The 12,110-nt window shown below is 60.2% G+C and carries 9 protein-coding genes; 5 read left to right on the forward strand and 4 right to left on the reverse strand.

From position 1 onward, the window contains the following. Positions 1-143 precede the first annotated feature (143 nt). The 3 genes from C7S18_RS04780 to C7S18_RS04790 all read right to left on the reverse strand — a co-directional run bounded on the left by C7S18_RS04780 (position 144) and on the right by C7S18_RS04790 (position 4,717). Positions 144-749 carry a hypothetical protein gene (locus C7S18_RS04780; RefSeq protein ID WP_146151767.1) on the reverse strand — a complete coding sequence of 202 codons (606 nt, stop codon included), beginning with the start codon at positions 747-749 and terminating at the stop codon, positions 144-146. Further along, entirely contained in the window at positions 746-1,357 is a 612-nt protein-coding gene (locus tag C7S18_RS04785) for an RNA polymerase sigma factor (RefSeq protein ID WP_170113112.1), read from the reverse strand. Before C7S18_RS04785 ends, C7S18_RS04780 begins: the two co-directional genes overlap by 4 nt. 342 nt (positions 1,358-1,699) lie before the next feature. Beyond that, positions 1,700-4,717: a CHAT domain-containing protein gene (locus tag C7S18_RS04790; RefSeq protein WP_106890485.1), complete on the reverse strand. Its 3,018-nt coding sequence runs from the start codon at positions 4,715-4,717 to the stop codon at positions 1,700-1,702. Between the two features lie 808 nt (positions 4,718-5,525). Here C7S18_RS04790 and C7S18_RS04800 point away from each other — a divergent pair. The 5 genes from C7S18_RS04800 (at position 5,526) to C7S18_RS04820 (ending at position 10,081) form a co-directional block, all read left to right on the forward strand. Continuing rightward, positions 5,526-5,768 carry a hypothetical protein gene (locus tag C7S18_RS04800; protein ID WP_106890487.1) on the forward strand — a complete coding sequence of 81 codons (243 nt, stop codon included), beginning with the start codon at positions 5,526-5,528 and terminating at the stop codon, positions 5,766-5,768. Between the two features lie 220 nt (positions 5,769-5,988). Next, positions 5,989-7,386, forward strand: coding sequence for a glutamate--tRNA ligase (gene gltX / locus C7S18_RS04805; RefSeq protein ID WP_106890488.1), 1,398 nt, complete (start codon positions 5,989-5,991; stop codon positions 7,384-7,386). Continuing rightward, on the forward strand, positions 7,364-7,852 hold the full coding sequence (locus C7S18_RS04810) for a transcriptional repressor (RefSeq protein WP_106890489.1): 489 nt from the start codon (positions 7,364-7,366) through the stop codon (positions 7,850-7,852). Before gltX ends, C7S18_RS04810 begins: the two co-directional genes overlap by 23 nt. Then, a complete protein-coding gene (locus C7S18_RS04815) occupies positions 7,845-9,437 on the forward strand; it encodes a succinylglutamate desuccinylase/aspartoacylase family protein (protein WP_170113113.1) in 1,593 nt (530 codons plus the stop codon). Before C7S18_RS04810 ends, C7S18_RS04815 begins: the two co-directional genes overlap by 8 nt. Continuing rightward, positions 9,437-10,081 carry an N-acetylmuramoyl-L-alanine amidase gene (locus C7S18_RS04820; RefSeq protein WP_106890491.1) on the forward strand — a complete coding sequence of 215 codons (645 nt, stop codon included), beginning with the start codon at positions 9,437-9,439 and terminating at the stop codon, positions 10,079-10,081. Before C7S18_RS04815 ends, C7S18_RS04820 begins: the two co-directional genes overlap by 1 nt. 44 nt (positions 10,082-10,125) lie before the next feature. On the opposite strand, the gene recQ is transcribed toward C7S18_RS04820, so the two are convergent. Next, positions 10,126-11,961: a DNA helicase RecQ gene (gene recQ / locus C7S18_RS04825; protein WP_106890492.1), complete on the reverse strand. Its 1,836-nt coding sequence runs from the start codon at positions 11,959-11,961 to the stop codon at positions 10,126-10,128. Positions 11,962-12,110: the final 149 nt, after the last annotated feature.

Below are 12,110 nucleotides of genomic sequence, written 5' to 3' on the forward strand. Positions count from 1 at the left end.
ATAGGTTCGTGCGGCATGGGCCATGGTGCGCTTTTGCCCATGTCTATGCCGTGGCGAGTCGCGGCCAGCTCCGTTCGGGTACGTCCGGATTTGCGGTAGCGGGACCAGGATGGACTGGTTCAGACGCTCCCAGAATGCCGTCACTACTGGGGCGGGCGGAGCTCGAACTGCCGACGGTCGACTTGGTGGCCATCTGACTCGATCTCGAGCTGCCACGTTCCGGGAATCTGTTGTCGGGCTTGCAGCAGAAGCCGCACAAGGCCTTGCGTATCAGGTCTGGCGTGTTGTTCAGGCAGCGCATGCCCATCCGGGGCGATCAAGCGCACGCGCACCGGATCGTCGTATCGGATCGGCAATTCGAGCACGATCGCCTGCTCGCTGGTGTTTGCTTCCGGTAGGCGCGGTTCGCCGCGAACCTGATCGACGTATAGCCCGGCCAAGGTTGCGGGCGCCGAGCCATCGGCATTGTTGCGGTTCAGGATTGTGCCAAGCCCTATGCCGATCGCGAGGCTGGCCGCAAGCGCCATCGGCATACTGAGCCGTTCGACAAAGCGGGTGGCACGGCTGGCCCGGCGCGCGGGGACATGGCGCAGGCCTTGTTGCAGCGCGATTTCCACCTCAAGTGCATCCATTAACTCGGGTTGGTCGACCATTTCCAGCTCAAATACTTCCCGCTCGCGTTCGGTCAGGCGGCCGCGAACGTAGTCTTGTGCGCGCTGTTGCGCGAGGCTATTGGCTGAAGTGGTCATTGTGGCCAGCCCCATCGGGTCAGCAGCTCACGGAGTCGGCTGCGGGCCCGATACAGCGCGTTGTCGAACTGCGAAGGCTTCATTCGGTATCGTAGCAACAAGGTCTCCTTGTCAATCTGATGCAGGTAGTAGTCGCGCAGGATGTCCTGGTCGCGCGTCTGCTCCAGACTGTCAATCAGCGTTCGCACAATTTGGCTGAGTTGATCAGATTCGGCTTGTGCCTGGGGGTTCTCCGCTGGGCCTGCTGGCAGCAGATCGGGTTCCGATTCAAGCGACACCGCTCCGGTCTCGTCGCCGTGGCGGGCGCTATCCCGGCGGCGGTTCGCAAGGACATAGCGCGCGGTCGAAAACACATAGGCCTTGAGTTTTTCGGAATCCCGAAGCGGCGCTTCACGCAGCTTACGGATGACCGTGCTGAGCGTGTCTTGCGTCAAGTCCTCGGCGCTGTGCCAGTCGGACCAGTTCGCGCGGAAGAACAGGAGCAGAGGCCGCTGAAACCGAGCGGCCAGCACCGCTTCGAATTCCTTGGCGACGGGTGTCGGCGCCGCATCGGGACTTGAATCGAACATCAAATTCAACCCGATGTATTCAAGATCGGCACTATGCATGATGGCGTGAACTCCATCGATGCGGGCAAGCATGGCACGAACGTGGTTGCCCTCGGTAGTTGGACTCGAAGATGTGTATTGCTGCGCTGGTGACCCTGCATCTCGGTTGCATCCGCCGCTTCTCCATCCTGTCTTCTATCGCGTTGCACTGGGTTGATCAAGCGTTGGCGTTGAACGCCAGGCGCACCGGACCTGGCAACCTTCGACCACACTTCGACATCGCTACCGCCGAGCCCCAGACTGCTGGTTCATTCAGGCCATCCTCATGGCCCAAATATCAGTTCCGACCTGGCGCAGCGCGTCTGACCGGTCCGGCTCGTCCAAGCAGTGTCCTGAACAGGTTTATTCTCTCAGGCTGGCAGTCGCTGATTCCGAGGCAGCCAGTTCGACCAAGACGTAGCCTGCCCATTCCCTGAGCAACCGGCGGCCGAAACGCGCAGCAAAGCCGGTTTGGGTTCGGGACAGGGCCTCTGCTGGCTGATCCGGGGATTTTTCGAGCTCTTCGTAGAACCGCACGGCGAACCGTTCGGCGGCCACGTCAGGAACATCCCAGGCATTGATGATTGCTGCCTTCACACCGGGTCTTGCGATGAGATCGAGCAAACCCAGTCCGCCCATCCCCGAATGCCCGCCGCAGGCATTCAGAAACACCAATTTTGGCGGTGTTTTGTATGCGTCCAGCCGTTCTGGGCCAAACAGGTTCGTGTTGCCGCTCCGCGCCAACGATACCGCTTGCGCCAAGTCATTCTGGTCAATCACGTGGTGCCCGGGCACTTGCAGAATCCAGGCGCCAGACTGCTGACTGGCAACTAAGTCATCTTGAATCGGCAAATCTGGCAGCACACGCGCGACAGCGCGTCGCTCGGGATCAACCTGTTCCCCCTGGAACGATGGCCAACCTAGCCGAAGCGGGCTGAGCGCCAGCTCATCTGGTTCGCTACCGGTCCATGCCTGCAGATATCGAATGCTACGGCCCTCGACCAGTAGTTCGCCTTGCGCATCGCCAAGCAGCCCAAGCCATGGCAAGGCCAGCATTTCCGGATCGAACACCAGCAGATTGCGCGCGGCTGCCAGCGCTTGCCGCAAGTCTTCAAGCTGCTCATCCAAGTCGGACCAGAGCCCGAGTTTGTCTGGGGTCTCTCGAATGCGCGCCTGCCAGTCCCGGATTGTGGACGCCGACGGCAACGTCAGCGCGCGCCGACCCGTTTGGTCGCGGATCAACACGTACACCTGATCTTCACCCGGCAGCAACCAAATCCGCGTGACATCATCCGAACCGGTTGTCTTCTGACCAACCGGCAGATTCATCGCAGCGGTCGGATTCGCGGGCGCTTCGGCGTTCCCAAGCAAATCCATCTGTTGCTCCAGCCAACTGATCCGCTTCTGCAACGCGGCGCGAGACGCGTCGTTTTGTTCTGGATCTCGCAGTACGAGCAGCTTTGCGCGCCATTCTGCCAATAGCGCCGCGGCTTCACGGTCGAGCCGATCGGTTCGATTGCGCCACTGATTCACGCGGCTCCAATAGGTAGTCAATGGCGTGAGGGATTGCTCATTGGGGATTTCGGAATCGGCGCGATCAGCGAGCAGCCAGTCTGTCCACGTGCTCAGAATTTCGACCGAGTTCGCGGCCTGCATCCGGCGATGCCGTTGACTCAACGGTTGCGCCAGTGCTCGGACCGAGAGACCGGCCGCATTTGTCAGCGCCTTGGTCGCGCCCAAGCTGTCACCAATGTCCTTGAGCAGCACCGCAATCAGATACTCGTTCTCAGTTTGTTCGGCAATTCGACCAAGTGTGAGGTTGAGTGCTGAAGCCGCTTGCGCATGTTTGAGAGCGGTTTTGGGATGGCTTGCTCGGTGCAATCGGCTGAGCGCCGCGAGCGCGTCAGCCTTGGTCGTCAGGAAGCCATTTGACTCTGCCAATCGCAATGCCTCTTTGGCGGTCTTTACGGCAAGATCAAGGCGATTCAGCGACAGCGCCTTCTGGCTGATCGCCAGCAGTGTTTCGGCCAACGGTTCGGGTTGCCTAGTCAGACGCCACTGCCGCTCCGCTTTCTGCAGCAGGGTCAATGCATCTTCGGCGGGCGAAATGCTGGCCTGGAGTACCCAGGCCAATGCCTCTGTACGCGGGTTGGGCGTCTTCTTCGTCATTTCCAGCAAATCCTGCGCATAGCGCCTCAGGGCAGCCGTGTCCCCGGCTTGCTGGTACAGGTCGGCCTTGATCAGCATGATGTTGGCAAGCAAGTCGGGTTCGCCTGACGATTCGGCCCGCGATTGCGCGTCACTGATCGATTTAAGCGCTGCTTGCAACGCACCGCTGCGGGATTGGGCGCGCGATAGATTCATCAGCGCTTTTGCCATACCCTTTGAATCCCCTGCTTTTTGATATATGTCAGTGGACTCCTTAAGGTTCTTGATGGCCAAGTCGGATTCGCCCAGGGCGATGGCTGTTGCGCCCAGATTCAGCAGTGGCTCGGCAACGTGGGTGACGAGGCCTTCTGCCCAGTACTCCTTGATGACACGTTGAAAACACGCCTTAGCCTCAGTCACGGCTCCATCATGAATGAGGATCAGGCACAGATTATTGGCGGCCGAGGCCGCCTCGTACCTGTTCGCTGATGCCAGAGCAAGCGTGCGTGCTTGATCGAAGTGTGCCCGGGCCAGCTCAAACTCCTGCATTTCCCGGTAGGTCAGCCCCAACCCATTCTCGATGACTGCGCGCCAGCTGTCATCGGTACAGACGGCAGTAGCCTCTTTGTACGCAACAATGGCCTCGCTGTGGCGTTTCAGCCGCCTCGCTAAGGCCGCCTCACTGGCTCGGACTGGGCATTCCAGCGCTAACTGCGGTGGCCATGTAGCCTTCAGGCCAAGGGCTCTTCGGATTTTCTTCAGCGCATGCTCCCAACCTCTGGCGCTGCCCGAGCTATTGGCCTGATGCGCCTCCTCGATTGCGGCGAGACCCGCCAGCTCCCGTCGCGTGACCGGCAGACTAATGATTCTTAGGCGCCACGGATTCTTTTCTGCGGTCTTCCGTGCAACCTGAATGGTCTCCGGCACGTCGGCCAGAACGAGTTCCGGCCCATTGCGACCGCTTGGAGCATTTTGCCTGTTCAGTCGATTGTTGCGACTGACGACGACGTCTGCGCCAATTTGCTCAAGAATCAGAACATGGGGCCCCGCGCCTCCGATCCATTGAATGTCGAGGTTGCTCTCGTCGGCGCCAAGGTCAAACGTGAGTTCTTGGCCAGGCCGGACTTCCAATACCCGGGACTCGACTGCCGCGGCAGCCGTTGCGCCGCCGACGAGGAGCCATAGGGTGATCAGTTTGTGAACCACGGCTTCAAGTTTTGATTGCAAGCACATCTGAGAGAACACCTTCCCAAGTGACACCAGTACATGCGCAGGGCAACGAGTGCGCTCTGGCACCGCCCATCAACGGGAACCCTTGCGTGCGCGTGTCAGCTTTGCGCGCGCAAACGGGCGTCGTTGCTCGACGATTCGAGAATAGCAGGCCAAATGGAACAACGCTGAGCGTCATTCTTGGCCCGGCCTGACGCGCCAAGAACAGCGCAAATGTCGCGTTGACAGATTCTGATTGGTGGAGGTCCTCCGGCAGTCTCTCTGCCACTTCGTTGAGCCCACTGTGGCGGCCTAGATTCAGGCAGAGCCCAGTGTCTGAATGCATTCGGACCCCATACTTGGCCGGGGCAGGCGCTCTGGCGGACTGATTGCAAGGCTGAAAGCCCAGGATGGACGTGTTGGTTCCCTCACGATCCATAAGCCCGAAGAATCGGATCACGATCAATAACATTGTGGCGGGTGTGAGGAGGTCTCCCTAAGCGACACTGACGTGAGCAAACAATGGCAGGACCAAAATGGCGTGGGAGATCGATTACGGGCAACAACGTCGGGGGAACGCGTTCCGCCCTGGCGTGGTCTTGCGAACGAGCAGCATGCGCAAGGCAGCATCGCTGGCAGAATTGCCGACCGATGCCCGCGCGTGCGTGGGCTACGCACATGCCAATGCTTTGTGGCATTGGCGTCGGACGCGGCGCGCATCGTCAGGACCGATTGCGGGCTCGGGCACACACATCCTGGTTCCGTCGAACCAGCACACGATTGCCAGAATGCGATCTGATTGCGGCCGTGAGTGGCCTCTCTGCAGGGCGACATGGCGCGCATAAGCGAACGTCGCCAGAGTGCCAGTGCACAATTACGCAAGCAGATTCGGGCCTTACTGACGCTGGAGCGTGTGTCGCTGACCTTGGGTCGACTGACTGAGCGCGAGTTGTCGCTGGTGTTCATCCTGCTTGCCGACCAGCTCTCGGAAATCAGGCGATCACTGGCTGGCTTGGCGCTGGAGCGAAGCAGCGGCGAGCGCCCGACCAAGAATCGGGGTGGTTCGAATTCCTAGGGGCGGTCAGCGCAAAGTATGAGTTGATCGCCTATCGTGCCCGCGCCTCCGTTCTGGCGAAGGCGTGGCAGTGCGAGGCCGCGGTCACGAGTGGGTCGAATCCGCGTCTTTGCTCCCAAAATCAGCGAAAACGCTGGCGACGCACTCTGCATCGCCGGAATCGGCCTCGTTTTCAGTCCGGGTTTGCTAGCATTCACGGTTTCCGACTCATGATCTGGCAATGACCTACCGTACCCGCTTTGCGCCTTCTCCGACTGGTTTTCTTCATATTGGCGGTGCTCGCACCGCATTGTTCTGCTATCTCGAGGCGCGGCGTCAGAACGGCGTCTTTGTGCTGCGAATCGAAGACACGGATCAGGAGCGCTCGACCGAAGCTGCACTGCAGGCCATTCTGGAAGGGATGGCGTGGCTCGGACTGGAGCATGACGAGGGGCCGTTCTATCAGACCAAGCGTTTGGCGCGGTACCGCGAGGTTGCTGAGCAGCTCCTGACTGATGGTAAAGCCTATCACTGCTACTGCAGCAAGGTGCGCCTGGAAGAAATGCGCGCGGCGCAAGAAGCCGCCGGCGAGAAACCGCGTTATGACGGCCGGTGCCGGCATCGCACCGATGCCGAGGCCGGGGTCACGCCGGTGATCCGGTTCCGGAACCCGAAAGACGGCAGCGTGGTGTTTGAAGACAAGGTTCGCGGCCGGATCGAAATCCAGAACAGTGAGCTCGATGACTTGATCATCTGGCGTTCGGACCAATTCCCCACCTACAACTTCGCGGTTGTGGTGGATGATGTCGATATGGGGATCACCGAGATCATTCGGGGCGAGGACCACATCAACAATACGCCACGGCAAATCAACATCTATCACGCACTTGGCAAGGCGCCGCCGACGTTCGGGCATCTGCCGATGATTCACGGCTCGGACGGCGCCAAGTTGAGCAAGCGCCACGGCGCCGTCAGTGTCATGCAGTATCGCGATGATGGCTATTTGCCGCACGCAGTCATCAACTACATTGCGCGTCTGGGCTGGTCGCATGGCGATCAGGAAGTGTTTTCGCGGCAGGAGCTGATTGATCTGTTCCGCATCGAAGACGTCAATCGGGCCGCGTCGCGATTCGATTTTGACAAGCTGGCCTGGCTCAACCAGCACTATCTGAAAACCGATGCCCCGGAAACGGTGGCGCAGCATCTGCTGTGGCATCTACACGAGCAAGGTTACGAACTTCAGCAAGGCCCAGATCCGGTCGCCATCGTGGTGGCGCTTCGCGAGCGCGTGAAAACGCTGAAGGAAATGGCGGAGAAGGCTGCCATTTGGTTCCGTGACACCGTGACGATTGACCCTGAAGCCCAGGCAAAGCATTTGACCGCTGCGGCGCGGCCGGGGCTCTTGGCCGTGCGCGCCCGGTTGGCCGATATCGCTGATGCAGATTGGAGCGCCGCAAGCGTCGACCAAGCGCTTCGAGCCGCGGCAGAGTCACTCGGCCTTGGGCTCGGCAAGGTGGCCCCAGCGGTGCGCGTTGCAGTGACAGGCACGCAGGTGTCGCCGTCTATCGATCAGACCGTGTTCCTGTGTGGCCGTGCCCGCGCCCTGGCACGGATCGATGCGGCGCTGGCACAGTGCTGACATGACCCGAGCGAGTGCGCACCAGCACGGCACGCCGCAGCAAGTGATTGCGCAGATCGAGCGTGCTTGCACCGAGCGGGGTATTCGCTTTACGGATCTGCGTCGGCGCGTGTTCGAGTTGATCGTCTGGTCCGACAAGCCCATGAAGGCCTATGAGCTGCTGGAGTTGCTGAAGGAAGAGCGAGACGGCGCGGCGCCGCCCACTGTATATCGGGCACTGGATTTTCTGCTTGAGAATCATTTCATCCACAAGCTCGAGTCGATCAATGCATTTGTGAGCTGCCATCACCCGGTCGAAGCACACACGGTGCCGTTTTTCATCTGCGACCGGTGCGGGCGCGCGACGGAATTCTGCGACAGTTCGGTGGCGCGGCAATTGATCGACCATGCCAATCAATTAGGCTTCACGCCGCACGCACAGAGTCTCGAAGTGCATGGCGTTTGCAAGGAATGCAGTCATGCTTGAGTTTCTGCGCGCAGGTCGGCCAATCGTGTTCTGGTTTTCGGTCGCGATTGGTGTGGCTTATGGCTTGCCCACGCGAGCACAGGACTTTCCAATTGAGCCACTGCCGCCGGTAGCGACTGCGCCATCGAGGCCGCCGGTTGCGGACCCACCTAAGGCCGGGGGCGACCAAACTGCCACAACGCCTTCCAAGGCGTCCGGGGCACCTGCAACCAAACCTGTTGCTGGTCAGTCATCAACGACGAAGCGTCCCGTGCAACCGGTGCCGCCAACGGCCGCTCCAAAAGCACCACCGGTCACGCAGCCGACCAAGCCGCCGCGCCCGGTTCCGTCACCAGCGGAACAGCAGTCGGTGCAAACGACTGCACCGGCTCCGACGCCGAGCGCCCCAGCGGTGACGCCACTAAGCGCGATTGTCGAGGCGCATGCCGCCATGGCGAATGGCGCGTTAACCGAATCGGGCAGCGCCGACCCGCTGATCGTTCCGAATTTCCGAGAGGCCCTTGAAGATGTGCCGACCGAGCTGCTGCCACTCCAGCTGTTGGACGAATGGGTGCAGCCAAACACGCGTCGCGAGTTACGCTGGGCATCGAGCCAGAGCTTTGATGGCGTCACGGTTACCACGCCCGTCATCGTGTTTCACGGCAACAAGCCGGGGCCGCGGTTGTGCTTGACCGCAGCCATTCACGGCGACGAGATCAACGGCATCGAGATCATCCGCCGCGTGTTGAACGACCTGCGTCCGGCCGAGTTGGCGGGTACCGTGATTGCCGTTCCGATCGTCAACTATCTCGGCTACGCGCGTGGGTCTCGTTACCTCCCCGATCGTCGCGATCTGAACCGGTTCTTTCCCGGAAGCCGATCCGGCAGTGCGGCGTCGCGCATCGCCAACAGCTTTTTTCATGACATCGCGAAACATTGCCATGCTGTGGTCGACTTTCACACCGGGTCGTTCGATCGCTCAAACCTGCCGCAAGTGCGCGGCGATCTGAGTATCCCGGCAGTGCTTGAGTTCACCCGCGGGTTCGGCGCGACTGCGGTGCTGCATTCTCCCGGTTCGCGCGGCATGTTGCGTAAGGCCGCATCGGACATTGGCATTCCGGCGGTCACGTTTGAGGTTGGTTCGCCCATGCGGCTTGAAACCAGCGAAATTGATGTGGGCGTGCAGGCCATGCACACCTTACTGCACAACATGGGGATGACGCGCAGCTTCCGGATGTGGTCGGAGCCGCAGGCGACGTTTTATGCCGCAAAATGGGTTCGTGCGGATACGGGAGGGATGCTGTTTACGTCCGTCAAACTTGGCGACCGGGTGCGCGAAGGTCAGCGCCTGGGCAAGGTCGTGGATCCGCTCGCAAACACGGAGCGGGCGATTTTGTCCCCAGTCCGCGGTCGCGTTCTTGGTATGGCGTTGAATCAGATTGTGTTGCCCGGCTTTGCCGCGTTTCACATCGGTGTTGAAGCCGACGAGCAAACCATGCTCGAAAACGCCCAGGCGAGCGATGGCGCGAACAGCGCCGCGGAAGAAGAAGAGGTGGACGAGAGCCGGATCGAACCCGCGCAAGACGACGAGGACGTGGAGCGCTGATGGACCTGCCCGCAGCCGAAGCCTGGCATCTGCCTTATGTCGATCAGCTTGGCATCCGCGAGCTTGATGCAATCAGTCTCGTGGTGATCCACTGCACCGAGTTGCCGGATCTCGCGACCGCCCGCGAGTATGGCGAGAAAGTGCTGTACGTCGATACCGGCACGGGCAACAGCGGGCACTTCTATATTGATCGCAATGGACGGGTCTACGAGTTCGTGCCGATCACACGCGTCGCACACCACACACGCGGCTACAATCCGCAGTCGATCGGCATTGAGCTGATCAATAAGGGGCGCTATCCAAACTGGATGGATAGCCGCAGCCAATTGATGACTGAGGCGTACACCGAAGCACAGATCAACGCCTTGTCCGCGCTGTTGTCGCGGTTGCAGCAAACGCTGCCGAACCTGAAGCAGATCGCCGGACACGAGGATTTGGATCAGGCCGAAGTGCCTGCCAGTGATGACCCGACCGTGAAGGTTTGGCGCAAGCGGGACCCGGGACCCTTGTTTCCCTGGGCCAAAGTGCTGGCCGACGTGAATTTGCAGCGTATCGAGCGTGCCTCGGTGATTTGGCCACCCGTGACGCCATCGGTCACGCCATCATTGCCGGTAACGGATCCTGCGGTGCCAAAGTCAGATTGAACGTCGCTTGGCGGCACGCCAACCGAGACCAACTGGTTCGCCATTCAGGTCTCGGCGAACTGGCGCACCAAGTCAATTAATTCCGTCCCATAGCGACTGATCTTGGCTTGCCCCAAGCCATGAACCTCGGCGAGTTCGTCGAGCGACTCCGGCAATCTTGCGGCAATGGCCTGAATCGTGGCGTCGTGCAGGATCACATAGGCCGGCAGATTCTGCGCCTTGGCGCGCGCCTGACGCCAGGCTTTGATGGCGCTGACGAGTGCATCATCACGCGTTGTGGACTCGTGATGTTCGCCGTTGAACTTCTTCGGCTTCTTGGGGCGACGACCACCTGTTTCCAGTTGCCGCAGCCAAACTGGGCCGCCGCGCAGCACTGCGCGACTGGCCTCGTTCAGCCGAATCGAGCCGTATTGCGGGTCCACATCAAGCAACCCTTGTGCGATCAACTGGCGCGCGACTGATTGCCATTGCGCGGGGTTGAGTTCCTGGCCAATCCCAAACGTCGACTGTTGATCATGCCCCTGCGCGAGAATTCGCTCGGTGCGCTCACCGCGTAGCACGTCGATCAGGTAATTCATGCCGTAGCGTTGGTCGGTCCGATACGCCGCACTCAAGAACTTCTTCGCTGCCTGGCGACCGTCCAAACGTGCGGGTGGCTCTAAGCAGTTGTCGCATTTTCCACAGTTGCCGGGATACGCTTCGTCGAATGCGGCAAGCAGATTGATTCGCCGGCATGCGACGGATTCGCAGTACTCGACCAGGACATTCAAGCGCTGCCGTTCAAATTGCTTGCGCGACTCGCTCGCCTCGGATTCCTCAATGAAGCGTCTAGGTAACACCAAATCGCCATAGCCAAACAACATCATGGCATCAGCAGGTTGACCATCGCGGCCCGCACGACCCGTCTCCTGATAATAGGCCTCAATCGACTTAGGTAGTTCGGTGTGCACGACGAACCGCACGTCCGGTTTGTCGATGCCCATACCAAATGCAATCGTGGCGACCATGATGCAGCCATCTTCAGTCAGAAAACGACGCTGATGGCGCGCGCGCGTCGCATCGTCCAAACCGGCGTGATAGGGCAGCGCCGGCCAGCCCAGTTCGAGCAGCTTTCCGGCAAGTTCATCGACCTTCTTGCGCGACTGGCAATAAATGATGCCTGCCTGACCGCGGCGTTCGGCGAGGAACTCCAACAACTGACGGCGCGCTTCCGTTTTGGCCTGGACGCGATAGCAGAGGTTGGGGCGATCGAACGAGCTCAGAAATACTTGGGCTTGCCCGAGTTCGAGTTGTTCAATGATCTCGCCGCGGGTCCGCAAGTCGGCCGTGGCGGTCAAGGCCACGCGTGGCACGTTCGGCCAGCGCTCATGGAGGACGCCGAGAGCACGATATTCTTTTCGGAAATCGTGACCCCATTGCGAGACGCAGTGGGCTTCATCGATTGCAAACAGGCTGATCGGCAGGCGCGAAAGCAAGTCAAGCGTGCCAGCCATCAACAATCGCTCTGGCGCAACGTAGAGCAACTGCAGCTGACCCGCTTCGAGACGTTCATAGACTCGGGCCGCTTCGGTCGCGCTCAGACTGGAGTTCAAAAATGCTGCCTCGATGCCGATCTCGTGCAACGCCTCGACTTGATCCTGCATCAACGCGATCAGCGGCGAGATCACCACACCTAAGCCCGCGCGCAAGACGGCCGGGATCTGGTAGCAAACGGACTTGCCACCGCCAGTCGGCATCAGCACGAGCGCATCGCCGCCTTCGAGCAGGTGCTCGATGATGCCGGCTTGAGGGCCGCGGAAATCCCGATAGCCAAATGTCCGCTGCAACAAGTTGCGGGCATCGTCGAGGGTGGGCGCAAGGCCAGGGGCTGCGAGAGTCACGACAGAAGGATTCGAAAGAGCGATTGGCAATATTCGCCGATCAGGGGTGAGTATCGATGAAAAATCAGCGTGTTACGCAGAGATTCGCGCGCAAATCAAGCGCCCGAGCTTAGCATGCCGAATTCGTCTCGACGAAGGTTGGACCTGAT

The organism is Ahniella affigens (assembly GCF_003015185.1).
In the GTDB taxonomy this organism is placed as follows: Bacteria; Pseudomonadota; Gammaproteobacteria; order Xanthomonadales; family Ahniellaceae; genus Ahniella; species Ahniella affigens.

Bases quoted from the DNA above. Each gene is read 5' to 3' on its own strand.
- C7S18_RS04780 (WP_146151767.1), bottom strand. From the start codon at position 749: ATGACCACTTCAGCCAATAGCCTCGCGCAACAGCGCGCACAAGACTAC.
- C7S18_RS04785 (WP_170113112.1), bottom strand. From the start codon at position 1,357: ATGCATAGTGCCGATCTTGAATACATCGGGTTGAATTTGATGTTCGAT.
- C7S18_RS04790 (WP_106890485.1), bottom strand. From the start codon at position 4,717: ATGTGCTTGCAATCAAAACTTGAAGCCGTGGTTCACAAACTGATCACC.
- C7S18_RS04800 (WP_106890487.1), top strand. From the start codon at position 5,526: ATGGCGCGCATAAGCGAACGTCGCCAGAGTGCCAGTGCACAATTACGC.
- gltX (WP_106890488.1), top strand. From the start codon at position 5,989: ATGACCTACCGTACCCGCTTTGCGCCTTCTCCGACTGGTTTTCTTCAT.
- C7S18_RS04810 (WP_106890489.1), top strand. From the start codon at position 7,364: ATGCGGCGCTGGCACAGTGCTGACATGACCCGAGCGAGTGCGCACCAG.
- C7S18_RS04815 (WP_170113113.1), top strand. From the start codon at position 7,845: ATGCTTGAGTTTCTGCGCGCAGGTCGGCCAATCGTGTTCTGGTTTTCG.
- C7S18_RS04820 (WP_106890491.1), top strand. From the start codon at position 9,437: ATGGACCTGCCCGCAGCCGAAGCCTGGCATCTGCCTTATGTCGATCAG.